The 24,733-nt window shown below is 70.9% G+C and carries 18 protein-coding genes; 9 read left to right on the top strand and 9 right to left on the bottom strand.

Annotated features, from left to right (window positions below):
* Window positions 1–1,911, bottom strand: coding sequence for an MFS transporter (locus ACIQRL_RS11765; RefSeq protein ID WP_401330278.1), 1,911 nt, complete (start codon window positions 1,909–1,911; stop codon window positions 1–3).
* Window positions 1,912–2,121: 210 nt separating this feature from the next.
* On the bottom strand, window positions 2,122–5,130 hold the full coding sequence (locus ACIQRL_RS11760) for a D-alanyl-D-alanine carboxypeptidase (RefSeq protein ID WP_401330275.1): 3,009 nt from the start codon (window positions 5,128–5,130) through the stop codon (window positions 2,122–2,124).
* A gap of 221 nt (window positions 5,131–5,351) precedes the next feature.
* On the opposite strand from ACIQRL_RS11760, the gene ACIQRL_RS11755 reads away from it, so the two are divergent.
* The 3 genes from ACIQRL_RS11755 to ACIQRL_RS11745 all read left to right on the top strand — a co-directional run bounded on the left by ACIQRL_RS11755 (window position 5,352) and on the right by ACIQRL_RS11745 (window position 7,902).
* Window positions 5,352–6,107 (top strand): GPP34 family phosphoprotein, encoded by a 756-nt coding sequence (locus ACIQRL_RS11755; protein ID WP_401330272.1) that lies wholly within the window; start codon window positions 5,352–5,354, stop codon window positions 6,105–6,107.
* A 442-nt stretch (window positions 6,108–6,549) separates the two neighbouring features.
* Window positions 6,550–7,407, top strand: a complete 858-nt coding sequence (locus ACIQRL_RS11750) for a helix-turn-helix transcriptional regulator (RefSeq protein WP_261709516.1) — start codon at window positions 6,550–6,552, stop codon at window positions 7,405–7,407.
* 285 nt (window positions 7,408–7,692) lie between these two features.
* Window positions 7,693–7,902 carry a DUF397 domain-containing protein gene (locus ACIQRL_RS11745; protein WP_355847342.1) on the top strand — a complete coding sequence of 70 codons (210 nt, stop codon included), beginning with the start codon at window positions 7,693–7,695 and terminating at the stop codon, window positions 7,900–7,902.
* A gap of 236 nt (window positions 7,903–8,138) precedes the next feature.
* On the opposite strand, the gene ACIQRL_RS11740 is transcribed toward ACIQRL_RS11745, so the two are convergent.
* The gene (locus ACIQRL_RS11740) at window positions 8,139–8,978 is read right to left on the bottom strand and encodes a hypothetical protein (RefSeq protein WP_401330268.1); all 840 of its coding nucleotides are present in this window, start codon (window positions 8,976–8,978) and stop codon (window positions 8,139–8,141) included.
* Between the two features lie 161 nt (window positions 8,979–9,139).
* Here ACIQRL_RS11740 and ACIQRL_RS11735 point away from each other — a divergent pair, with 161 nt between their 5' ends.
* Both ACIQRL_RS11735 and ACIQRL_RS11730 read left to right on the top strand, forming a co-directional pair.
* Window positions 9,140–9,925 (top strand): SDR family oxidoreductase, encoded by a 786-nt coding sequence (locus tag ACIQRL_RS11735; RefSeq protein ID WP_401330265.1) that lies wholly within the window; start codon window positions 9,140–9,142, stop codon window positions 9,923–9,925.
* Window positions 9,926–10,303: 378 nt separating this feature from the next.
* Window positions 10,304–11,875, top strand: a complete 1,572-nt coding sequence (locus tag ACIQRL_RS11730) for a sodium:solute symporter family protein (protein WP_401330262.1) — start codon at window positions 10,304–10,306, stop codon at window positions 11,873–11,875.
* An 88-nt stretch (window positions 11,876–11,963) separates the two neighbouring features.
* Here the strand turns inward: ACIQRL_RS11730 and ACIQRL_RS11725 are convergent, their stop codons facing one another.
* The 3 genes from ACIQRL_RS11725 to ACIQRL_RS11715 form a co-directional block, all read right to left on the bottom strand.
* The gene (locus ACIQRL_RS11725) at window positions 11,964–13,079 is read right to left on the bottom strand and encodes an ADP-ribosylglycohydrolase family protein (RefSeq protein WP_401330259.1); all 1,116 of its coding nucleotides are present in this window, start codon (window positions 13,077–13,079) and stop codon (window positions 11,964–11,966) included.
* A gap of 300 nt (window positions 13,080–13,379) precedes the next feature.
* A complete protein-coding gene (locus ACIQRL_RS11720) occupies window positions 13,380–15,803 on the bottom strand; it encodes a tetratricopeptide repeat protein (protein WP_401330256.1) in 2,424 nt (807 codons plus the stop codon).
* A gap of 103 nt (window positions 15,804–15,906) precedes the next feature.
* Window positions 15,907–18,501 carry a bifunctional FO biosynthesis protein CofGH gene (locus tag ACIQRL_RS11715; protein WP_401330253.1) on the bottom strand — a complete coding sequence of 865 codons (2,595 nt, stop codon included), beginning with the start codon at window positions 18,499–18,501 and terminating at the stop codon, window positions 15,907–15,909.
* A gap of 245 nt (window positions 18,502–18,746) precedes the next feature.
* On the opposite strand from ACIQRL_RS11715, the gene ACIQRL_RS11710 reads away from it, so the two are divergent.
* A complete protein-coding gene (locus tag ACIQRL_RS11710) occupies window positions 18,747–20,261 on the top strand; it encodes a CehA/McbA family metallohydrolase (RefSeq protein WP_401330250.1) in 1,515 nt (504 codons plus the stop codon).
* 122 nt (window positions 20,262–20,383) lie between these two features.
* Here ACIQRL_RS11710 and ACIQRL_RS11705 read toward each other — a convergent pair whose 3' ends face one another.
* Together ACIQRL_RS11705 and ACIQRL_RS11700 are read right to left on the bottom strand one after the other, a co-directional pair.
* The gene (locus ACIQRL_RS11705) at window positions 20,384–21,262 is read right to left on the bottom strand and encodes a calcium-binding protein (protein ID WP_401330247.1); all 879 of its coding nucleotides are present in this window, start codon (window positions 21,260–21,262) and stop codon (window positions 20,384–20,386) included.
* A 294-nt stretch (window positions 21,263–21,556) separates the two neighbouring features.
* On the bottom strand, window positions 21,557–21,997 hold the full coding sequence (locus ACIQRL_RS11700) for an ATP-binding protein (RefSeq protein ID WP_401330244.1): 441 nt from the start codon (window positions 21,995–21,997) through the stop codon (window positions 21,557–21,559).
* A gap of 211 nt (window positions 21,998–22,208) precedes the next feature.
* On the opposite strand from ACIQRL_RS11700, the gene ACIQRL_RS11695 reads away from it, so the two are divergent.
* On the top strand, window positions 22,209–23,060 hold the full coding sequence (locus ACIQRL_RS11695) for a helix-turn-helix transcriptional regulator (protein WP_401330241.1): 852 nt from the start codon (window positions 22,209–22,211) through the stop codon (window positions 23,058–23,060).
* An 11-nt stretch (window positions 23,061–23,071) separates the two neighbouring features.
* Window positions 23,072–23,326 carry a DUF397 domain-containing protein gene (locus ACIQRL_RS11690; RefSeq protein WP_401330238.1) on the top strand — a complete coding sequence of 85 codons (255 nt, stop codon included), beginning with the start codon at window positions 23,072–23,074 and terminating at the stop codon, window positions 23,324–23,326.
* Between the two features lie 6 nt (window positions 23,327–23,332).
* On the opposite strand, the gene ACIQRL_RS11685 is transcribed toward ACIQRL_RS11690, so the two are convergent.
* Entirely contained in the window at window positions 23,333–24,169 is an 837-nt protein-coding gene (locus ACIQRL_RS11685) for an endonuclease/exonuclease/phosphatase family protein (protein ID WP_401330236.1), read from the bottom strand.
* Window positions 24,170–24,261: 92 nt separating this feature from the next.
* On the opposite strand from ACIQRL_RS11685, the gene ACIQRL_RS11680 reads away from it, so the two are divergent.
* Window positions 24,262–24,657: a nitroreductase/quinone reductase family protein gene (locus ACIQRL_RS11680; protein ID WP_401330233.1), complete on the top strand. Its 396-nt coding sequence runs from the start codon at window positions 24,262–24,264 to the stop codon at window positions 24,655–24,657.
* Window positions 24,658–24,733 lie beyond the last annotated feature (76 nt).

Genomic DNA, 24,733 nt, shown 5'->3' with positions numbered 1-24,733 from the left:
TCAGCGGAGCTCCTCCGGGCAGGGGGTTCCCCGGGGGAGCTGGTACGGCGCCGCGAGCCGGTAGGTGCCCGGCTTCGGGGCGAGCAGCTCCGTCCACGTGTCGCCCGCCGCGGTCTCCTGCGTCGGCATCAGACAGCCGTTGAGGTTCTCGTACGTCTTCGGGGTGCCGTCCGGACGGCCCTTCGACGCCTTCGTCTCCTGCGGCGGCTTCAGGCTCTTGCCGTCCGCGTCGACGATGCTCAGCCACGGCGAGTACGGGATGCGGATGAGGATGCGGCCCGCCTCCTTCACCTCGATGGTCAGCTCGCCCTGTTCGGCCAGGTCGACCACGGCGTGCGGCTCGGCGAGCGGGGTGGGGTCGGTGACGGTGAAGAGCTGCCAGTTGGCGTCGCCCCAGATCTGCCGGAGATAGGGCATGCCCCGCTGGACGAGCTCGCGTTCGCGCTGGCCGCCGTCGCCGTCCGGTTCGCCCTTGGGCAGCACGACGTAGTGGACGGCCCAGCGTTGCAGCCACTCGTGGTAGTTCGCGGAGTTGAGCGTGTCGTCGTAGAAGAGCGGGTTGCGCTCCATGTCGGCCTGACGGTTCCAGCCGCGGGCCAGGTTGACGTACGGGGCGAGGGCGGACGCCTCGCGGTGCGAGCGGGCGGGGACCACCTCGACGCGGCCCTTCTCGGCGTTCACCTGCTGGAGCTGGTTGACGAGCGGGGCCAGCTCACGCGCCCAGGACGCCGCCGGGGTCGTGTGCACGATGTCGTCGACCGTCTTGAAGCCGATCCATCCGGTGAATCCGACGAAGGCGACGACGATGGCGTACCACTTGCGTGACTTCGGCACGGCGAAGGGCAGTGCGGCGATCAGCGCGACGCCCGCGAAGAGCATGGCCAGGCGGGTGATGTTCGAGCCGATCTGGGAGCTGATCAGCCAGACGAGGAGCACCGCGAGGCCGTACACCGCCGACGTGATCCGTACCGTCGTCCACTCCTTGGGGACCAGGAAGCAGACCGAGACGGCGCAGGCGAGCGGCCCGAGTACCGAGAAGAAGGTCATCGGCTGGGTGCCCGAGAAGGGGAACAGCCAGGCCGAGAGCGCGACCACGACCGCCGGAGCGATGCCGAGGGCGTAAGCGCCGGGGCGGCGCTTCTCGAGGAACAGGGCCACCGCCAGCAGGCCCACGAACAGTCCGGCGACCGGCGAGGCGGCCGTCGCGAGCGCGGCGAGCGGCGCCGCGCACAGGGCCTTCGCCCAGCGTTTGTAGCGCCAGCGGTGCGGCCAGCAGAACACGACGGCGACCGCCCCGAGCGCGAACATCGTGCCGAGGCCGTACGTCACACGGCCCGAGATGGCGTTGCAGAGCAGGGCGAAGACACCCGCGACCGCCGGAGCCGCCGGGTTACGGACGGCTCGGCTGCGGACGAGGATCAGCGTCAGCAGGCCGGCCGAGAGCGTCCCGGCGATCATCATCGTCGTGCGGACGCCGAGGACCGACATCAGGTACGGCGACACCACGCTGTACGAGACCGGGTGCATTCCGCCGTACCAGGCGAGGTTGTACGCCGAATCCGGGTGCCGGCCGACGAACTCCGCCCAGGCGTCCTGCGCCGCCAGGTCACCACCACTGTTCGCGAAAGTGAAGAACCACACGATGTGGAGCACGCCGGCGAGGGCGGTGCAGAGAAGGACGGGATAGCGGTGGAAGAGGTCCAGCGGCTCGGCGGCGCCCGACGCGATCGGCCCGGCACCACCGGGACGCTGGGCGTCGCCACCAGGCCCCTCGGCGTCGCCACCGGGACCGGCTCCGTCCGTTCCTACGTCACGGACCGCCTCGCGCGTGCTGCCGTGCAGCGGTATTCGCGGGCCCGTCCCCGGGTCCGGATCGGCGTCGTCGGCGTGTGTCGGCTCCGCTGTCGCCACTGCAAGGTACTCCGTGTCCCGTTGTCCGTTCTGGGCCGGGACCCGCGGCTCGCGAGCAGCCCCGATGAGCGCGACGCTAGCACGCACTCCGCCGGACGGCGCCCGAGTGGGCCGCCGTCCGGCGGAGTGCGGTGCGGGTGCCGCTCCCCGCTGTACGTCACCGATGCGTGCGCGCGTACGTCATCGGTGTGCGTTGGTGTGCGTGTCCGCTCAGCCGACCCGGGTCAGCTTCGCTCCGAGGCCGGGCTCGGCGAGGTCGGACTGGAGCGCGACGGGGATCGTCACGGCGTCGCTGGAACCGTCGCCGACCTTCAGCTCGCCGACGACCGTGCCCGCCTTGCCGGTGTGCGGGACCGCCGTCCCGCCTTCGCCGATCCTCAGCTCGGTCTTCAGACCGGGCCAGCCGACCGCCGTCATGTTCTTGGTGGCGACGACCGGGGTCCGGCCGCCGAGCTGGTCGTCCACGTAACCGACGACCTGGCCCTTCTTCACCACCGTGGCGGAGATCAGGCTCTTCTGGACCTTGTCGATCAGCTTCTGGCTGTTGACGAGCGCCAGGTGGAGGCTGTCCCAGACCTTGCCGGTGCCGGCGTTCTGGTTCATCACCGCGCCGTAGATCGTCTGCGTCTTGCCGTCCACGGTCTTGGTCGCGGCCCACACCAGGTTGCCGCCCGCGGGCGTCGACGAACCGGTCTTCAGACCGATCACGCCGACCTGCTGCACCAGCAGGTCGTTGTTGTTGTAGATCTGCTTGTCCAGACCGGGGATCGTCGCGCTGGCCATCCCGACGATGCTGCGGAACACGTCGTTCTTCATGACCTTCTTGGCCAGCTTGATCTGGTCGGTGGCCGTGCTGACCGTCGTCTTCTGCAGACCGCTCGGGTCCGTGTACGTCGAGTTCGTCATGCCGAGGTCCTTGGCCGCGGCGTTCATCTTGGCGACGAAGCCCGCGTTGTCGGAGTCCCAGCGGGCCAGCAGCCGCGCCACGTTGTTGCCGGAGGGGATCATCAGCATCTGGAGCATCTGGCGCTCGGTGAACTGCTGGCCCTTCGACATCGCCGCCGTCGACTCGTCCGGGAGCTTCGACTCGTCCTCGGCCTGCTGGTCGACGGTGATCTTCTCGCCGTCCTCGTTCCCCTTCAGCGGGTGCTCCTGAAGGATCACGTACGCCGTCATGATCTTGGCGACGCTCGCCGTGGGGGACGGGGTCTGCTTGCCGTCGGTCCCGAGGCTGCCCACGCCGTCCACCTCGATCGCGGACTGGCCCTGGCCGGGCCAGGGCAGGTCGAGGGTGCCGCCGCCGAAGGTGTACGTGGGGTCGGCGCTGAGCGTGAGACCCGGCGTCGGCAGCGGACGGAAGGCCTGCGCGACTGCAAAGATCACCGCGAGCAGCAGGACCAGCGGCGTCCAGATCTTGACCCGCCGCACGAGCGTCCGGACCGGAGTCTGCGGCGGCGGCGGCGTGTTGGTCAGCTCGGCCAGCAGGTCCAGCGGGGGCTTCGGCGGAAGCGGAAGCTGGGTGGTGCGCTCGGGGCCGACCTGCCGGATCGCCGCGGTGGCCGCCGCGGGCCTGTCGGTGCTCCCCGGGGCGGGCTTGTCGGTGCTCCCCGGGGTGGGCTTGGTGGTCCCCGGCGCGGGCTTGGTGGTCCCCGGCGCGGGAGCGGAAGCCGACTTCGCGGCGGGCTCGGGCTTTACGGCGGGCGTGGGCTTTACGGCGGGCGTGGGCTTCGCGGCGGGCTCGGGCTTCGCGGCGGGCGTGGGCTTCTCGGCGGGCGTGGGCTTCTCGGCGGCCCCTGGCGTGGGCTTCGGCCGCGTCGGAGGGGCGAAGTCGTCGAGCCGGTTGAGGGGGACGAACTTGCTGGTGCGCGCGGGGGTACCGGCGGGCTTGGCACCGGGCTCGTCGGCGGACTTCTCACCGGTCTTGGCGGCTGCCTCGTCCGCCGGTCGGGTGGCGGGCTTTCCGCCGGCCGGACGCCGGGCGGCGTCGCCCAGCTTGAGCATGGTGGTGGGCTGGTCCACGGCCGGGGGCCGCGGAGCCTTGAAGACGGCGGTGGGCTGATCGACGGAGGGTTCGGGGGCGGGGTCCGGGTCGGTCGCCGCGTCGGCGGTCTCGTCGGCGGTCTCGTCGGAGACCGTGTCCGAGATCTCGTCCGTCACCGTGTCGGAGATCTCGTCCGTCCCGGGGTCCGAGGTCTCCTCGGTCACCGTGTCCGAGGTCTCGTCGACGGAGTCAGAGTCGCTGCCGCTGCCGCTGCCGGGCAGGCTCTTGGGCGCGGTCTTGGACTTGCCCTCGGGCTCGGACACGGGGGCGGCGTCCTGCGTGGACGCCGTGACGGGCTCGTCCCGGGGCTCCGGCTCGTCCTCGGGCTCGTACGCCGCGGGAGCCTCGCCGGGAGCGGCTTCCGGCTCCTGGCGGGCCTCGGGCTCCTCGTCGGTGTCGCTGTCGAGGTCGGCGGCGGGTTCGGCGGCGGCCTCCTCGTCCGTGTCGGCCGCCACGGACGCCTCGTCGGCCTTGTCTGAGGCGTCGGAGGGCTCAGAGGCGTCGGAGGTGCCCTCGGCCCTCTTGAATGTCACGGTCTCGGCGGACTCCACCTCGGCGTCGCCGTCCTCGGCGTCCCCGGTCGGTTCGGCGTCGTCCGTGACCGCGTCCGTGACCGTGTCGTCCGTGGCCGCGTCGACCGCGTCGACGTCGCCGGTGTCCTCGGCGTCGTTCGTGGCCCCGTCGTCACCCTCGGGTCCGTCACCGCCCGCGGATCCGGTGCCGGCGTCGGTGTCGGTGTCGGTCGCGTCCGCCGGAGCGGGCTCGTCCGATCCGGCGACCCACGCGGCCACCGCCGCGCGCAGCCGGGTGTCACGCTCGGCGCTCCCGCCGCCGACCGCGCCCGCGTCGTCGGCGGACTCCGGGGTCCGCTCGGACTCCGCCGTGCGGGACGCCTCCGCCGGACGGGAGACGTCCGCCGTGCGTGAGGCCTCCGCCGACAGCGCCTTCGTGGAGAACACCGCCGTCGCCTGATCCACCCGTACCGTGGCGGCCCTTTCACGGGCCATCGCCATGCGGGGGTCGGCCGAAGCCGAGCTCTGGGTCGACGCCGGAGCGCCCGCCCGCGCCGGACTCGGAACCGACGCCGGGGTCACCGGCGTCGCTTCCGCCGACGACGCCGACGACTCGTGCTGCTTCGACCTGTCGGGGGACTCGCCCGCCACCGATGCCTCCTCCATGCGGCGCACGCCCTCCGCGCGCCGAAACGAACCGTCAAACCCTTGAACCGCCGCCCGGACGCCGCTGTCCGAACCATGTACCAGTGTCCTGTGTGCGGGCTTGACCCCTGCGGTAGACGAGAACGACATACCTGCCGGTTCCCTCATATACCGGTCACGCGCCCTCGACAGACCAATGTGAGAGGGGTCACCCTGTCATTCATCCACGCGGGGAGGCATGGATGGGCAAGAGCCGCAGAACAATTCCGGAGGAGCTTCTGCTGTTGGCGTTGGACCCGACCACGGGTACCACCGCGCAGCCGCAGTCGCTCGACCTCGGTCTGGCCGGAGCACAGCTAGTGGAGCTGGCGCTGGCCGGACGGATAGCCCCAGACGGGGATCGTATCGCCGTGGTGGTGCCACGGCCGACCGGAGATCCAACACTGGACTGTGCGTTGGAACTGCTTCGCCGACGCGGAGCACCCGTACGCGCGGTCAACTGGATTGGCGGACCCCGCCTGGGGCTTCGCCAGACCTACCTTTCGCATCTGGAGAGGTGCGGCATGGTCCATGCCGTGGCCGGTCAGATGTGCGGGGTGCTTCCGACGACTCGCTATCAAGCGACGGACACGGATATCAGCCGGGAGATCAGAACCCGGCTGGACAACGCGATCCGCACCGGCGTCCCGCCGGACCCGCGGACCGCGGCGCTCGCCGCGCTGGCCCATGCGGTCGGTCTCGGCAAGCACCTGTATCCGGGGAACGAGGGACGTTCGTCCCGCTCCCGGCTGCGGGACCTGATCAGGCACGACCCGATGGGCGGCCTCGTGGCGCACGCCGTGATGGACGTTCAGAACGGTGTGGCCGCACAGCCACGCCGCAACCCGGCACCGGCAGGCCGTCCGGCCACCGCCGGAGTCAGGTCCGCACCGGAGACCGCGCGCGGTGTTCCGATGCAACCGCGTCATGGTTCGATGGCGCGCGCCGTGGTGCACTGAGCCGCAGCCCGACGGCGGCCCGCACCACCGCACTGCCGGCAGTACCCGCAGCACCCGCACCGCCGCACGACATGAGCGCCGCACCGCAGTCCCCATGATCCGGTTCGGGAGCCGCCGGCTCGCGCGGGGTGGCTGAGACCGTACGTCCGGACGACGACACGGCCCCAGCGCCCCGCGCGACCGCATTCCAGGACGGCCCGACTCCGGGGAGACCGCGCCCGCCTCGGCAACCGCTGGGCTCCATCGGCGATCTCCCGGGTTTCTACCGGGAGTTCACGGGCCTCACGAGCGCGACGCACGGCCGCATATACACGCCGAATCCGCGAACTTGCGCCCACCCGGCGCATATACGCCGTTTCCCAGCGGTAGAAAGCACCTTGGTGGCAATCTGCTCAACAGCAGATACGCAAAGTACAGGCCCGCAGCCGGAGGTGCACGTCCCGTGGCGTCAAGTGTCAATCCCACCGTCCGGCGGCGCCGGCTGGGCCAGGAGCTGCGCCGGCTCCGCGAACTCAAAGGCATGACGGCCGAAGAGGTCGCCGAGCGTCTGCTGGTCTCGCAGTCGAAGATCAGCCGCCTGGAGAACGGCAGGCGCAGTATCAGCCAGCGCGACGTCCGCGATCTGTGCGGGGTCTACGAGGTCGAGGACCACCGGATCGTCGACTCCCTGATGCAGATGGCCAAGGACTCGCGCCAGCAGGGCTGGTGGCACTCCTTCGGCGACATCCCGTACAGCGTCTACATCGGCCTGGAGACCGACGCGGCGAGCCTGCGCGTGTACGACCCGCAGGTCGTCCCCGGTCTGCTGCAGACGCGGCAGTACGCCGAGGCGCTGATCGCGGGGGCGCTGCCGGAGACCGCGCCCGCCGACATCGACAAGCGCGTCCAGGTGCGGCTGAAGCGGCAGGAACGAATCTCCGCCCCGGACAACCCGCTGCGCCTGTGGACCGTCCTCGACGAGTCCGCCCTGCGCCGCGCCGTCGGCAACCGCTCCCTGATGCGCGAGCAGTTGGAGTACCTCGTCGAGCAGTCCCAACTGCCGCACGTCACCGTGCAGGTGATCCCCTTCGACATGGGCGCGCACCCGGGTCTGAACGGCCAGTACGCGATCCTGGAGTTCCCCGACGCGGCCGACTCCAGCGTCGTCTACATCGAGGGAGTGACCAGCGACCTGTACCTGGAGAAGGCGAACGACGTCCAGAAGTACAGCGTGATGTACGAGCACCTGCGGGCACAGGCCCTGAACGTGGAGCAGTCACGCCAGTTCATCGCGGACATCGCGAAGGACTACGCGCGCTGAGGTGCCGGGGAGGGTGGCCTCGCGAGGCCACCCCCGCCGATGAGCGGCCGGACTTTACACTGTCGCCGCCCCGGCATGGAAGACCCCTATGGAATATGCCATCCAGTCGAGTGAATAGTCGCTTCGCCAGCCGATGTTGGCGAGTAGCGTCGATCACGCCACCGAGCAACAACGTTGGCGCGATCCGGACCGCGGGTCTCCTGACGGATCCGCAGTCCGGTGACAGTCCGCCGACGGCTTCGTTGGCGGCAACTCACCGAAGAACGACTGTTTTCTGGAGCGATCATGGCAATTCAGCAGGGTGCCACCGACACGTGGACCAAGTCTTCCTACTCCACCGGCAACGGCGCCTGCGTCGAGGTCAAGTCCCCGGTCCTCTCGGCGATGGCCGTACGGGACTCCAAGGTCCCCGCCGGGCCCACGCTCGCGTTTCCCGCGGATGCGTGGAACACCTTCGTGGCCGAGGTGAGCCGAGGGTCCTCCGACCTCGTCTGACCCCACCATGACCCGAAACAACTTCATACGCTCCACAAACAGAGCCCTCTCGACCGGCCCGCCGTCCTGGCCGAGGGGGCTCGGCCCTTTTTCTTTGAGGCTCGGTTCGCCTCCGGGGCGCAGAAGCCGGTGTCGAGAAGCCGACCGTGCTCGACCCCTCCTTCGTCGGGGCCTCCGCGCGCTCGGCTTCTCGACACCGGCGCGCCCCTTCGGCTCACTCGCCGTTCGGCACCCTTCTAGCGCAGCCGGTCCACGTAGATGTCCGTTCCCGGCACCGTGGGGATGAACGGGGCCACCAACTCCACCCGCCCCAGACCCGATTCGGCCACGGCCCCGTCCAGGCCCGTGAAGCACGCCTCCCAGCAGTCGCGCGGGTCCGCCTCCAGGAACCACAGCAGGGTCAGCCGCGTATCCACACCTTCGACCTGCTTGACGTAGGTCATCCGGTCGCCGGGGAGCGGGGTCGGCCGGAAGAGGGTCACGAGGGCGGCGGGCGAGCCTGCCAGTCGCCCGGGAAGATGGCGCGAGCGCAGCCACTCCAGCAACTCGGTTCGCCGGGAGGCGGATTCAGCGTCGACGACCTCGACCACCAGCCCCGCGTAGGGATGGTCGAGGGCATGGAAGTCCCGGGGTCCGGCGGCGCCGTCACGGTAGACGGTGGCCTCGTGGTCCTGGAAGGCCGTGAAGACGTGCGTACGGTCCTGGTAGACGCGGCCGTCGCGGTTCAGCCGCCTGTTGATGCCGACGGTCCACTTCATGTGGTCGTCGTAGCGGCCGTCGGTGACCCAGTAGGTGGAGAGGTAGCAGCCCGCGGTGACCGGCTGGGCGACCGCCGACTTCTCCGGGTAGCGCAGCAGTTGGAGATCGCGGGTGGCCACCCAGCGGCGTCCGGCGTACATCCAGGGCATGGCCATCGCGCCGGCGTAGTAGTGATCGTCCTCGTACCAACGGTTGTAGGCGTACTCGTGGCCCGGGTGCGGTTCGACCATGGTGATCAGGGCATGGCCCGGGTGGACGCCGTACGGGCCGAGGGCGGCCAGTTCCGCGTAGGTCTCGCTGCGGGTCTCCTCCGACATGACGAACCCCTTCCTCGGTGGAACGTGCGCGGGACTTCCTTCCTCCGCCGGACGCCCATACTCTGACGCTCCGTCAGACAATGCGCCAGAGTCGCGTCGGGGCGAGTGGGCCGAAAGGCGCGCCGGAGGCGGACCGGGCCGCACACAGGGGGAGGCCTCACATGTCACTGCTCGCGGGAAAGACCGTCGTCGTCTCGGGCGTCGGAGCCGGACTCGGTCATCAGGTCGCGGCGGCCGTGGTGCGCGACGGGGGCAACGCGGCGCTGGGGGCTCGCACGGAGGCGAATCTCGCCAAGTCGGCGGCCGAACTGGACCCGGACGGCGCGCACACGGCGTTCCGCGCGACGGACATCACCGACGAGGGGCAGTGCGAGGCGCTGGCGGCCCTCGCGGTGGAACGCTTCGGGCGGATCGACGCGGCGGTCCATGTCGCCGCCTGGGACAGCTACTTCGGCGGCCTGGAGGACGCCGACTTCGCGACCTGGCAGTCGGTCATCGATGTGAACCTGCTCGGCACGCTCCGGATGACCCGCGCCTGCCTGCCCGCACTGAAGGAGCGCGGCGGTTCGGTCGTCATCATCGGCACCCAGTCGTCGGTCGCCGCGCCGAGCCAGGTGCGGCAGGCGGCGTACGCGGCCTCGAAGGGGGCGCTGACGAGCGCCATGTACTCCCTGGCGCGGGAGCTCGGTCCGCACCGGATCCGGGTCAACACCGTGCTGCCCGGCTGGATGTGGGGCCCTCCCGTCGAGGCGTACGTGCAGTTCACGGCGTACACCGAGCAGGTGCCCGAGGCGGACGTCCTGAAGCGGCTCACCGAGCGGATGGCGCTGCCCGAGCTGGCCACCGACGGGGACGTCGCGGACGCCGCGGTGTTCCTGGCGTCCGACCGGGCGCGGGCGATCACGGGGCAGTCCCTGCTCGTGAACGCGGGCGAACTCATGCGGTAGGCGGTACGGCCGGCGCGACTCCTTTCCCAGGCGCACGGGACCCGCATCCCGTACGGCTGTCGACGTGTCGTTGCTGTTGTGGGTCTGACGAAGTGCCCGCTCATGGTGTGGTCCACGTCACGGGCGCGACAACCGCCCGACCGGTAAAGTAGAAGCAAAATCGTTCTGCTTTCTGATCTGTGTTCATATCTATGACCGCGCGAGGTCTTGACCGGCCGGTCGGACCAGCGGTTCAATCCCCGAAGTCCCCGCGCCCGCACGGGGGCGCCGCCCTCCCCCCGAACTCCCGGCTTCGCTCGGGCAGGGGGAACCACGCGTACTGGCGAAGTGCCGTCCGGTATCTGCAGGTTCACAAGGCGGACCCCTGGAGGGGGCAACATGAACGGTCTCGACTGGGCCGTCCTGGTCGCGTATTTCGGTGTGATGACCGCGATCGGTTTCTGGTCCCACAAGCGTGTGGACGATGTCAGCGACTTCTTCACCGCGGGCGGCAAGATGCCGTGGTGGCTGTCCGGCATCTCGCACCACATGTCGGGCTACAGCGCGGTGATGTTCACCGGCTACGCCGGCATCGCGTACACCTACGGCATCACCTCGTACGTGACCTGGGCACTGCCCATCGCCATCGGCGTCGCCATCGGCGCCAAGGCCTTCGCGCCCCGGCTCAACCGGCTGCGCTCGCGGCTGCACGTCGCCTCACCGCTGGAATACCTCAAGGACCGCTACAACGTGCAGACCCAGCAGGCGCTGGCGTGGTCCGGCATCCTGCTGAAGATCGTGGACGTCGGAGCGAAGTGGGCGGCCATCGCCACCCTGCTCAGCGTCTTCACGGGCGTGTCGCTCACCCAGGGCATCATCATCACCGGTGGCATCACGGCGGTGTACTGCACGATCGGCGGGCTGTGGGCGGACGCGCTGACCGAACTCGGCCAGTTCGTCATCCAGTTGCTGGCCGGCCTGTCGATGCTGATCATCGCGCTGAACAAGATCTCCGACCAGGGCGGTCTCTCCAAGGCGCTGGACTCGCCGAAGCTGCACGGTCACGCGAACGGGTTCGCCGGCCCGTACCTGACGGTGTTCTTCATCGCGTACCTGTTCATCAAGCTCTTCGAGTACAACGGCGGCATGTGGAACCAGGCCCAGCGCTACATGGCCACCAAGAACGCCAAGGAGGCCACCCGGTCGGCGTTCCTTTCCGCCGGACTGTGGTTCGTGTGGCCGGTCGTCCTGTTCATCCCGATGTGGCTCTCGCCGCTCCTCGTCACGGCGCAGAAGCCGGACGGCTCGGACGCGTACGGCCTGATGGCCGACCAGCTCCTGCCGCACGGGCTTTTGGGCCTGGTCGTCGTCGGGTTCTTCTCGCACACGATGGCCATGTGCTCCTCGGACGCGAACGCCATCGCGGCCGTGTTCACGCGGGACGTGGCGCCGGTGCTCTCCAGGACCGCGCGCGCCTGGGACACCCGGGCGGGGCTCATCGCGGCCCGTGTCACCACCGTCGCCTTCCTCGGCTTCTCCATGGCGGTGGCGACCCAGGTCAACTCCCCCACGTTCAAGGACATCATCACCATCGTCATCAAGTGGGTGGCGGGGCTCATGGGACCGATCGCGATCCCGTTCATCCTGGGCCTGCTGCGGCCGTTCCGTAAGTCCGGCCCGACGGCGGCGCTGACGAGCTGGGCCTGCGGTCTGCTCGCCTTCTTCCTCGTCAACTACAACCTGGACTTCTCCCAGCGCACGGACGTGAAGCTGGAGTACCAGGTCTCCGTCCCGATGGCCATCTCGCTCGTCCTGTACATCCTCATCGGCCTGCTGAAGCCCGAGGACACCCCGGAGCGGGACGCGATCATCGAAATGATCAACACGGACGACGACGGATCGGCCGCCGCGGCGGTCCCGGCCCCGGCGGGCGCCCCGGACGAGGTGGTGGGCACTCCGGTGACGGACTAGCCGGACTGGACGGACTGGAAGGACTGTAAGGGCGGGGCCGTACGGATCGGGCGTACGGCCAGGGCGTACGGATCGGGACCGGGACGGCTCAGGCGCGTGGGTAGCGGGCGAGCCAGCCCGGGGAGGAGCCCGCGGGCCCGTGCAGCGCGGGTCCCTGGGTCATCTCCATCGCGAAGTCGTCCGCGAGGACCAGCATCGTGGGACGGCCCTCCAGTTCGGCCAGCCAGGCCGGCGGGAGGGCCGTCTCGCCGTGCAGGGCGCCCAGCAGACCGCCGGCGAGGGCGCCGGTGACGGCGGAGGGCCCACCGTGGTTCACCGCGAGGCACAGCCCGTGGCGAATGTCCTCGCCGACCAGTACGCAGTACACCGCGACGGCGAGCGCGCCCTCGGCGGAACCGTCCCCCGCGAGTTCCTGAACCCGGGCCGGTGAGGGCATTCCCTGCCGTACGGCGCCCAGCGCGTGCTGGAGCGCGTCGGCGACCGGCTGGTGCCCGGGGCGGGTCGCGAGCAGCGCGAGGGCCTGCTGCACGGCCGCGTCGAGGGTCTCGCCGCGAGCGAGCGCGTGCACGATCGCGGCGTACGCGCCCGCCGTCAGGTAGGCCGAGGGGTGGCCGTGGGTCTGCGCGGCGCACTCGACGGCGAGCTGCATCACGAGCTGCGGCTCCCAGCCCACGAGCAGCCCGAAGGGCGCGGAGCGGGCGGCGGCCCCGGGGCCCCGCTCGCCGGGGTTCTTGGGCGCGTCCAGCGTGCCCATGATCTCGTCGGCGAGGCCGAGCAGACAGGCCGTGGCCGGGTCGCGGCGGGCGTAGAGCCACTCCTCGCGGGCCAGCCAGCCGTCGTCCTTGCGGCGTTCGTCGGGCCCCCAGTCGCTCTGGGTGGCCGCCCAGCGGCGGTAGGCGCGGTGCACGTCGGACGGCGGATGCCAGGCGCCGGTGTCACGGCGCACCTGGGCGCGGACGAGCCCGTCGACGCTGAACAGGGCGAGCTGGGTGAGGTGCGTGACGGCGCCGCGCCGGCCGTACGCGGGGGTCAGGTCGAGCAGGCCCTGCGCGCCGTGCGCCTCCCGGATCGCGTCCAGGGAGAGCCCGTCGAGCGGGGCGCCCAGGGCGTCGCCGACGGCCGCGCCGAGGAGCGTCCCGCGGACCCGGCTGCGGAAGTCCTGCTGCTCCCCACGGCCCCAGACGGCACCGGCTGTCGTACCCACCGAGACCTCCTGAGGCACCGTCCCTACGACCGACAGCTCAGCACTGTAATCGAACAGGAACGGTCGGTTGAGGGTGCGGATCCATATACGGATTGTGGTCCCAGTAGCCCCAAGTGGTCAGGTTTGGGCGCTCTGCGGAGGCATTCCCCGATTCCCCGCCGCGGGGTCGGGCCGTCGCGAGGAGACGGGCATCCTCGTGGGACCCGGCTCCATGGGTGCGGTCGTCGGGCCGGGGGCCTCTGCCGTAGGCGGCTGACGCTCCACCGCCGGAACCCCGGGCGCCGTCGGAGTCGGTGAGGTTCAGCCCTGGGGGTGATCGCCGGGACGGCTGGCACGGGCGCGGGCCAGGATCTCCGGCCGCCGGCTCGTCGCCCACGCGTAGCCGGGCCGGAGTTCCAGGGCCCGGTCCAGGTCCGCGAGGGCCTCCTCGTGGCGGCCCAGTTCGCTGCGGGAGACGGCGCGGCTCGCGTACGCCGACGCGTACGCCGGGTCGAGTTCCACGGCCCGGTCGTAGGCGGCCAGGGCCTCCGCGTGACGGCCCGCCGCGCGGAGGGCGTCTCCTCGCTCGCAGGCTCCCCACGCCCAGTCGGGCTGGAGGGCGACGGCCCGGTCGAGATCCGCCATCTGGCGGGCGTCCTCCCCCAGGGCCCGCCACACCCGGGCGCGGCGGGCCAGCGCCCATCCGTAGTCCGGTTTGAGTTCCAGCGCCCGGCCCAGATCGGCGAGGGCGGCGTCGAGGTCGCCCCGGCTCAGCCGGGTGGCGCCCCGGGAGGCCCAGGCGAAGTCCCGCGCGGGATCGAGCGCTATCCCCCGGTCCAGGTCGGCGAGGGCGGCGTCGTACGCGCCGAGGACCCGGTGGTACTCGCCCCTGACGGCGTAGGACCGGCCGTCGTCCGGGTCCAGGGCGAGCGCCCGGTCCAGATCGGCGATCCCGGCCGGGTAGTCGCCCGACTCGGCACGGGTCATGCCGCGGCTGCGGTAGGCGCGGGCCTGCCCGGGGTCGAGCCCGATCGCCCGGTCGAACTCCGCGAGCGCCCGCTCGTACGCCCCGCTGTGCCGCAGGACGCTGCCGCGCACCGAGCGGGCGTATGCCTCGGCGGGCGCGTCGAACCCGGCGCGGTTCAGCAACAGCTCCAGGGCCGCGGCCCGCCCACCCTCTTCCAGCGCCCGCGCCAGCTCGCTCCCCCACCGGGCCGGTGCCTCCGCGTCGGTGTCCCGCCCCGCTTCCGCCAGCGCCTGCGCCCACTGCCGGGCGGGAACGTCACCCGTGTCGCAGGCGTCCACCGCATCGCGCAGCACCAGCGGCAGCGCGGTCCGGGGCGCCGCGCAGAGCAGGTGGTACGACTCGGCGAGCCGCAGTCCCCGCCATCCGTCGTCCGCCCACAACGCGTCGCCGTCCCGTCCGCCTTCGGCCTCCCGCCGCCACCGGGCGAAGGTCCCGGCGAGCCGGTTGTGCCGTTCGGTCCAGCCGCGTGGCGAACGGAGCCGCTGCGAGCGCAGCATCGGCGCCCGTACGACGTCGTGGTACTGGATCCCGCCGCCGCGTTCGGTGACGAAGGGCAGCCCGCGCAGCCAGTCGAACAGGGCGTCGGCCTCCTCGTCCGGGCGGTCCGCCGCCGCCCGGAAGACATCGGCGTCAAGACGCCGGGGGAACGCGCAGTTCAGGGCGACGGCCCGGTGCACCGGGTCGTGTTCCCACTTCAGGAAGCGGTCGACTGCTGTCGCGCTCGGGTCGCCGACGTCGTCCGGATCGGCCGGGCGGGTCTGGGCGAGCGTCGAGACGAGGACCGGCAGCCGCCCGGTGAGGCGCAGGATCTCCTCGACGACCGGTTCGGCCACCACGCCCCGGTCCGCGAGCACTTGCCGCGCCTCCTCCTCCGTGAACGGCAGCAGCGGCAGCTCGGCCACGGAGCCGCCGCAGCTTCCCCAGCGGTGGCGGTCCAGCGGGTTCCGGCCCGCGGTCACGACCACGACGTTCGCGGGCATGGCGCCGTGGTCGTGGCGGGCCATCGTCGCGTGCAGCCAGGCGTCCAGGAACGGACCGGTGCGCTCGTAAGTGTCGAAGAACAGGACCTGGCGCGGGAAGCGGGTGGCGGCCCTGGCCAGTTCCTCCAACAGGACCGGAGTGAGGACGAGTTCGGGCGACAGGACGAGACGCACGTCGTCCCCGCCGCGCAGATGCGCGCCGAGCCCGGCCCGTACCTGGTCGGCCGCGCCCGCGAGCCGGGCCGGGTCGACGGCTCCTGCGAACGGGCCGATGCCGGGCACCATGCCGATCCCCACGAGGCCCGCCCGCGCCAGGGCCGTCCCGGCGGCGGAGGGCTCCCCGGGCGGGGCGTCGGCCGTCACCGAGTCGGCTTCACGGCGCCGCTCGCGATGGTGGGCGAGCAACCGCTCCAGATCCTTGAACCGGCGTCCTTGGCGGGCGAACTGCGCACAGATCACCTCCATCGCCTCGGGCACACTGCTGGTGCTCTCGTCGACGTACGCGGTCAGCGCCCCGGCCTCCCGGGCGAGCTGCGCCAACTCCCTGACGAGAAAGGTCTTTCCGACGCCCGCGTTTCCGTGGACATGGAACAGGAACCGGCGCCCCGGGTCCTGCGGCGGCACGTCGAAGTTCGCCACGAACGCGGCCCGTTCGGCCCCCCGCCCCACGAACGCGAGCCGCCTGCGCGCCTCGATCAACTCCTGCATCGACGGCACCGACGACCGCGCCCCAGGCATCCGCCACCTTCTCCGATCTCCCGGCGCACCACGCTCCGGCCTCACCAGTCTGGCTCAACTCACTCGAAAAGACAGGCGAGTCGGTCCGGTGCGTCGGCGTCGGCTACTCCAGCACCGGCAGCAGCTCCGGCAGGTGGCCGTCCGAGGCGGCCGCCGCCCGTTGGCGTTCCTCCGGGACCTCGCCGTAGACCGTCGTGCGGGGCTTGGCCGGGCGGCCTGCGGCTTCGGCTACCGCGATCAGTTCCTTGACGGACTTGTAGGAGCCGTAACTGGAGCCCGCCATGCGGGAGATGGTCTCTTCCATCAGGGTGCCGCCGAGGTCGTTGGCGCCGGAGCGGAGCATTTCGGCGGCGCCCTCGGTGCCGAGCTTGACCCAGCTCGTCTGGATGTTGGGGATGTGCGGGTGCAGCAGGAGGCGGGCCATCGCCATGACCGCCCGGTTGTCGCGGGTCGTCGGGCCGGGGCGGGCGATGCCGGCCAGGTAGACGGGAGCGTTGGTGTGGATGAAGGGGAGGGTCACGAACTCCGTGAAACCGCCGGTCTGTTGCTGGATGCGGGAGAGCGTGCGGAAGTGGCCGAGCCAGTGGCGCGGCTGGTCGACATGGCCGTACATCATGGTGGAGGAGGAGCGGATGCCGAGTTCGTGGGCCGTGGTGACGACCTCGATCCAGGTCGCCGCGGGCAGTTTGCCCTTCGTCAGGACCCAGCGCACCTCGTCGTCCAGGATCTCCGCGGCGGTGCCGGGAATGGTGTCCAGGCCCGCCTCCTTGGCCGCCGTCAGCCACTCGCGGATGGACAGGCCGGTGCGGGTCGCGCCGTTCACCACCTCCATCGGGGAGAAGGCGTGGACGTGCATGCCGGGGACGCGTTCCTTCACCGCCTTGGCAATGTCGAAGTACGCGGTGCCGGGCAGGTCCGGGTGGATGCCGCCCTGCATGCACACCTCGACCGCGCCGAGGTCCCAGGCCTGGGCCGCGCGGTCCGCGACCTGGTCCAGGGAGAGCGTGTACGCGTCGGCGTCGGTGCGGCGCTGGGCGAAGGCGCAGAAACGGCAGCCGGTGTAACAGACGTTGGTGAAGTTGATGTTGCGGGTGACGATGTACGTGACGTCGTCGCCGACCGCCGCCCTGCGGACGTCGTCGGCGATCCGGCACAGGGCGTCCAGCGCCGGGCCGTCGGCGTGCAGCAGCGCGAGCGCCTCGTCGTCGGTCAGCTTCGTCGGGTCGTCGGCCGCAGTCGCCAGCGCCGAACGGACGTCGGTGTCGATGCGGGACGGCACCATGCCGGGGGCGGCGGCCTCCCGCAGCGCCTCCCAGTCCCCGTACACCGCGTCGAAGTCGTCGCGGCGGTCGCCGGTGCGGCCCTCGGTGTCGATGGTGCGGTGCAGGTCGGTGCGCCCCGAGGACGTGAAGGCCTCCTCGGGCTCCTGCCAGGGGTGGCCCTCCACGACCGCGTCCGGGAGCGCGAGGCCCGTCTCCGGGTCCGCCAGGGCCCGTACGTGCGGGAGCAGGCGCGGGTCCAGCCAGGGCTCGCCGCGCTGCACGAACTCCGGGTAGACACACAGGCGTTCACGGAGTTCGAAGCCCGCCTCGGCCGACCGCTCGCGCAGCAGCTCGATCTGCGGCCAGGGGCGCTCCGGGTTGACGTGGTCGATGGTCAGCGGCGAGACCCCGCCCCAGTCGTCGATCCCCGCGCCGATGAGCCGCCCGTACTCGCTGTCGACCAGGTTGGGCGGCGCCTGGAGGCAGGCGGCCGGCCCCATGATGTGCCGGGCGACGGCCACGGTGGCGATCAGTTCGTCCAGCTCCGCGTCCGGCATCCCGCGCATCGCGGTGTCCGGCTTGGCGCGGAAGTTCTGGATGATCAGTTCCTGGATGCCGTGGTAGGCCCGGGAGATCCGGCGCAGCGCGAACAGGGAGTCGGCGCGCTCCTCGTAGGTCTCGCCGATGCCGATGAGCAGTCCGCTGGTGAAGGGGACCGAGGAACGGCCGGCGTCCTCCAGGACCCGCAGCCGGACGGCGGGCTCCTTGTCCGGGGAGCCGTGGTGCGGGCCGCCGGGCTCGGACCACAGGCGGGTCGCCGTGGTCTCCAGCATCATGCCCATCGACGGGGCGACCGGCTTCAGCCGCTGGAAGTCGGTCCACGACATCACACCCGGGTTGAGGTGCGGCAGCAGGCCCGTCTCCTCCAGGATGCGGATCGAGATGGCCCGTACGTACGCGATCGTGTCGTCGTACCCGTGCGCGTCCAGCCACTCGCGGGCCTCGGGCCAGCGGTCCTCCGGCTTGTCGCCGAGGGTGATCAGGGCTTCCTTGCAGCCGAGTTCGGCACCCCGGCGGGCGATGTCGAGGACCTCGTCCGGGGACATGAACATCCCGTGGCCGGCCCGGCGCAGCTTGCCGGGGACGGTGACGAAGGTGCAGTAGTGGCACTTGTCGCGGCACAGCCGGGTCAGCGGGATGAAGACGCTCTTGGAGTACGTGATGACGCCGGGCCGGCCGGCCGCCTCCAGGCCCGCGTCCCGCACCCGCGCGGCGGAGGCGGTCAGGTCGTCGAGGTCCGTGCCGCGGGCCTGGAGCAGCACCGCCGCCTCGGTCACGTCGAGCGCGACGCCGTCCCGCGCACGCCTGAGCGCACGCCGCATGGAGTTCGCCGTCGGCCCGGATCCGGGAGTCGCGCCCGTAGCGGAGGTCGTCATCCTTCGAGCATACGGTCGAGGTGATCAGGTATCGCCGGGCCTGCCCCATTCGGACCGCACGGCCTTCGCGAGGGCACGGCGTCGACGGCGCGCGGAGCGGCATCTGTCGTTCTCCCCGAAAGCCGCCGATTCCCCTGGTGTGCACCGCCGTTCACAGCCTTCTCCCATGGTGGTCCGTGGCACTTCGCACCACTCGTGTCACCCCTCATGTCACTGTCACGCTCGACACCCCCGGGAGTATCGGAATGTGCGAGGACGACCACGGCATCGGCAGACGCGCGCTGTTCGTGACGGGAGCGGCTGCCGCGCTTACGTTGGGGAGCGTGACCTTCCCCAGCGGTGCGAACGCGGAAGCGGCGGACAACCAGGAGACGAGGACGGTGCGCGGCACCCTCCCCACCGGCTCCCCCGACTTCGTGTACCTCCCGGTCGAAGTACCGGCCGGGGTCGCGGAGATCAAGGTCTCCTACACCTACGAGAGGCCGTCCGTGCCGGCCGGCACCGCGGGCAACGCCCTGGACATCGGCATCTTCGACGAGCACGGCACCGAACTGGGCGGCCGGGGCTTCCGGGGCTGGTCGGGTGGCGCGCGCACGGAGTTCTTCATCCGCTCCGACGACGCGACCCCCGGTTACATCCGCGGCCCGGTCCGCCCCGGCACCTGGCACATCGCGCTCGGCCCGTACACGGTGGCACCGCAGGGACTGGCGTACGAGGGCACCATCACGCTGACGTACGGCAAGGGGGCCGCGACCCCGGAGCCGGTGTACCCGCCCTCGCGCGCCAAGGGCCGCGGCCGTGCCTGGTACCGCGGCGACTGCCATCTGCACTCCTGGTACTCGGACGGCCGCCGCACCCCCGCCGAGATCGCGGAACTGGCGCGGGCGGCGGGCCTGGACTTCATCAACTCCTCGGACCACAACACGCATGCCTCGCACCCGTACTGGGCGGACCAGGCGGGCGACGATCTGCTGATCATGCTGGGTGAGGAGGTCACCACGCGCAACGGGCACGTGCTGGCGCTCGGCACGGAGCCCGGCACCTTCGTCGACTGGCGCTACCGGGCCCGCGACAACCGGTTCGGCCGGTTCGCGCGCCGTATCCGCGCTGCCGGCGGTCTCGTGGTGCCCGCGCATCCGCACGCCACCTGCGTCGGCTGCGGCTGGAAGTTCGGCTTCGGCGAGGCGGACGCGGTCGAGGTGTGGAACGGCCCGTACACCCCCGACGACGAGGTCGCCCTCGCCGACTGGGACAACATGCTGGTCGCCTCCGTGCGCGGGGGCCACGACTGGCTCCCGGCGATGGGCAACAGCGACGCGCACCGCGCCCCCGACCCGGTCGGCAGCCCGCAGACGGTCGTCCTCGCCGACGACCTGACCCGCGAGGCCATCCAGGACGGAATCCGCGCGGGCCGCTCCTACGTCGCCGAGTCGAAGCTCGTCTCCGTCTCCTTCACGGTGTCCGGCGCCAAGGGCGAACACGCGGGCATCGGGGAGCGGTTGAGGGTCGCCCCGGACACCCCGGTCACCGTCCGCCTGGAGGCCGCCGGCGCCCCGCGCTGCACGGTCCGCTTCGTCACCGACCAGGGCCTGCTGTTCACCAGCGACCCCCTGCCGGTCGCGGGCTCCGGCACGGTCGAATGGCGTACGACGGCGCAGTACGCGGCGTACGTACGGGCGGAGCTGCGCCACGAGACGGCGGCGGGACCGGTGCCCGGGGCACTGGCGGCGTTCACCAACCCGATCTTCCTGGGGGCGTAGCCCAAGGGGAGCGTGAGGGAGACCGTGCTCCCTCACGCCCGCCCCTGCGGGCCCTGAGTTCTCGTTGATCTGGGGCTGGGGCTGGTTCGGGCTCCGGCGCTGTGCTGGTGCCGGCTCTGGTTCTAGTTCTGGTAGACCCTGTCGGTTCCCGGGCCGCCGGAGAGCGTGTCGGTACCCGTGCCGCCGTGCAGCAGGTCGTTGCCGCTGTTGCCGTAGATCTTGTCGTTGCCGCTGTCGCCGTAGACCGTGTCGTTGCCCCTACCGCCGGAGATCTTGTCGTTGCCGCTGCCGCCGTACAGCTTGTCGTTGCCGTTACCGCCGTCGAGGACATCGGCACCGGCGGCGCCGTGGATGACGTCGTCGCCGTCCTCCCCGAACAGGCCGTTCGAGTCCTGCCCCGTCGCGGTGCCGGTGAGACTGTCGTTGCCGGACCCTCCCGCGCACCCGGTCTCGCAGTTGGTCATCGTGTCGTTGCCCGCCCCGCCGAACGAGCCCTCGCCGTACAGGCCCCCACCGCCGTCGATGCGGTCGTTGCCGTCGCCCCCGAAGAGCACGGCGCCGGAGTCGCCCTTGATGACGTCGTTGCCCTTGCCGCCGTAGATCGTGGCCAACGCGTCGGTGACCGTCGCGGTGTCGTTGCCGTCCCCGAGATCGGCGCCGTATCGGTCCGAGTCGTCGGCGTCCACCGTGCACTCGGCGACCTTGTGGTTGGCTGCCGACGGATATCTGCACACGTTCGTGGAGATCGTGATGTCGAACTTGTCGCGGAAGGTGAGGACGACGTCGTCACCGTATGCCGAGGGGTCGAGGTCGACGTACTTCGCGGTGACCGTCAGGTTGTTGGCCTGTCCGGCGCCGGCCGAGTACCAGACCGCGCCGCCGGAGGCAGTGAGCGAGGCCGAACTCGCCGTGGCCGCCTGGGCGGTGGACGCCGCGAACAGGCCTCCGCCGAGGGCGAGGGCGAGGGAGGCGGCGGAGGCAATAGTCCTTAACGTGCGCATGCGGAAATAACCCTTCGCGGAATCAGTGATGTTCAGGCCCGACGAAGAAAGCGCCGGTGAATTCACCGTCACCGCTGCCACCGTCGTCACGGCGGTCAGCGGTCGGTGATCGGTGATCGGTGACCAAGTCGTGAGCCCGCGTCTACGTGCGGGGCTGCTGTTGTTTCTGGTTCACACGTTTGGACACCGCGCCCCGGGCGGGGGTTGTAGCGGAATTCCACTCAGTTCTCGCGGGCGACCTTGATTTCCCTGCTCTTAACCGACCGGACACCGGCCTGCGGTCTTGGCTTCAGTTCACCGGGTGCCCGGCCCGCCCCCGCACTCCGCCCACAACAGCTTCCCGCCTCTCGACGCGCCCATCTCGCGCAGCACGGACACCCCCCACGTGTCGGCGCAGGCCCGTACGAGGTGCAGGCCGCGCCCGTGTTCGGCTTCCGCCGGGGCTACGGGGACGCGGGTGTCGCCGTAGCCGGGCGGGACTCTCGGGTCGGTGTCCCAGACGGCGACCGTCAGCCGGTCGGGCTCGGTCGAGAGGACGCGAAGGGCGTACGGACCCCGGGTGTGCAGATGGGCGTTGGTGAGCAGTTCGGACGCCAGGAGTTCCGCGGTGGGGGTGAGCGCCGTGAGGTCGCTGGCGGCGAGGACGGTACGGAGGGTGGCTCGGGCGATACCGGGGGCGCGGGGATCGTGCGGGAGTTGGAGGGTGTAGGCCCAGGGCGGCGATACGGTGGCCATCGGAAGTCTCCGATCACGAGAGGGGTTTGACTCTTCGTTTCCGGTGCCCAGTGACCTGGCCGCTCCGTCGAACGGGGTGCTTCTGGGCGGGGCGCCTGCATACGAAGATACGGCTCCCGCAAATGAAATTTGCGCGAGTTCGAGATGATCCTGCCCGACTTCCCTCGTGTGGGTGACGGCTCAACTGGACTTGCGTGCCTGAGGAGTTCGCATGACCGCACGGCCTGCCCCCACGGCACGGCGAATTCGCCTGGCCGTAGAGCTGCGCAAGATGCGCGAGCGCGCGGGCATGACGTCAACCGAGGCGGCGCGCGCCCTCGGGACGAGCCAAGGACAGCTCTCCAACGTCGAAGTGGCACGGTTCGGCGTGAGCCCCGACCGCATCAGGTCCCTGGCCCGCTTGTACTCGTGCCCCGATCAGGCCTTCGTCGAAGCCCTGGTCGAGATGGCGACGGACAAGACGCGAGGCTGGTGGGAGGCGTTCCGCGAGACCCTGCCTTCAGGACTGCTCGACCTCGCCGAACTGGAATATCACGCCACTGCCGTTCGCACGGCTTACACCACCCACATCTCGGGGCTGCTCCAGACTCGTGAGCACGCTCGCGAGATCTTCCGCCACGTGATCCCCGCCCCCACTCCCCCGGAGATCGAACACCGCGTCGCGCACCGCATCATGCGGCAGGACGTCATCTACCGTCCCGACCCGATTTCGTACCGGACCGTCATCCACGAAGCGGCCCTGCGCATCCGTGTCGGCGGACGGGAGGTGACTCGCGCCCAGCTACAGCACCTGCTCTACATGAGCGAGCGCGAGCACATCACCGTGCGGGTGCTTCCCTTCGAGGTCGGAGCGTTTCCTGGGTCGGGCCAGTCCATCAACTACCTGTACGGGCCCGTCTCTCAGCTCGACACAGCACAACTCGACCAGTTCCACGGTCCCGTGTTGCTGGACGCCGAGGCACTCTTGGAGAAATACCGGAACCTGCTCGACGTCGTCGAGGACGCCGCCCTGAGCCCCGAGAAGTCCCGCGATCTCATCCACGCCATCGCCCAAGACCTCTAGAGGAGCCACCCATGTCAATTCAGGACTGGCAGAAGTCGACCTACTGCGCCCAGGGCGAGGCGTGCCTGCACGTCGCCACCACCTGGCAGAAGTCGTCTCATTGCCAGGAAGGCGACGCCTGCCTCCATGTCGGCCTCTCCGCGACCACCACCGCAGAAACGGTCCACCTCACCGAAAGCGCCGACCCCGCCCACTCCATACTCTCGACCACCCCGGCCGCCTTCGACGCCCTTCTGCGAGCACTCAAGAGCAACAACCGCTGCTGAAGGGCCTCAGGTCGTGTCCCGACCGCCCGGGGGGAGGGACAGGTCGGCCACGACGGCCGTGTGGTCCGAGGGCCATACCCCGCCTACCGGCCCGTCCCCGGCCCGCCGTACGGACCGGACGTGCCCGAGGCCGCCGGGGCCGGGCGGGCCGACGTGGACGTAGTCGATACGTGCGGCGGGACTGTACGGGCCGACATGGGCGTTCGCCGGGTCCCAGGTGGCCCAGGGTGCCGTCGGGTCGGCGTACTCCCAGGCGTCGAGGAAGACCTGTCCGGGAACCACGGGGGCCGTCTTGTATCCCCCGAACAGGCGGATCTCGTCGGAGTCCGGCCAGGCGTTGAAGTCACCCGTGACGACCGGGGGGAAGTCGGTGCCGCCCCGGTGCGCGGCGACGAACTCCGCGAGGGCGGTGACCTGTTCGCGGCGTACGCCCGAGGCGTGGATGGCCGAGGTGAGGTGGGTGGTGAAGAAGGGCACCTCGTGGGTGGGCGTGGCCAGGCGGGCGTGCAGGGCGAGCCGTCCGTCGTACAACTCCTCGGGGGCGGGCAGCCGCAGCACCTCCTGTCCCACCACGGGCCAGCGGCTCAGCACGGCGTTGCCGACGTCGACCGTGGGGTCCCCGATCCGCCGCTGCCAGCGGTCCGAGGCATCGGAAGCCGCCCAGGTCCAGTGCATTCCGAGCTCGTCCGCGAGCCACCCGGCGAGGTTCTGGCCGCCGCACTCCCACACCTCCTGCAGCCCGACGACGTCGGGTTGCAGTTCGCGCAGCACGGCCAGGATGGCTTTCTGCCGTTCCTCCCATGGCCCGAACCGCCACCAGAGGTTCCAGGTCACAACCCGCATCCGCAGCCACCTGCTCCTGTCGCGCGACATCGGGGACCATTGAAACAACTCCCTTGTGCCACACACCAGCCCGGACAGGAGCCCCACCGACCATGGCCCGTCTCACCGATCTCAGATTCCGCGGCACGACCGCCCTTCAGCGGCACCTCGTCAACCCGCTCGCGCGCCGGATGCCGTTCCAGACGCTGCTGGAGACCACCGGCCGTGTCTCCGGCCGGCCCCGGCGCACCCCACTCGGTGGCCGCCGCGTCGGTGACACCTTCTGGCTGGTCTCGGAGTTCGGGGAACGGTCGCAGTACGTACGCAACATCCAGGCGGACCCGAGGGTGCGGGTCCGCCTCCACGGCCGCTGGCACGAGGGCACGGCGCACCTCCTCCCGGACGACGACCCGGTGGCCCGGCTGCGCACCCTGCCCCGGGGCAACAGCGCGGCGGTACGGCTCATCGGGGCGGGGCTGCTGACGGTGCGGGTGGATCTGCGGGGGTGAGGCGGCTGGGGTCCTCGCATCCCGGAAAGGCATCCCAGGCTTCCGCGTTTCCGCAGGTCATCGGGGGTGGGATGGT

Origin of the sequence: Streptomyces sp. NPDC091209, from assembly GCF_044757755.1 — a bacterium.
Lineage (GTDB): Bacteria > Actinomycetota > Actinomycetes > Streptomycetales > Streptomycetaceae > Streptomyces.
The sequence above is the reverse complement of the archived record's forward strand: the minus strand, read 5'-3'. Positions and strand labels throughout refer to the sequence as shown.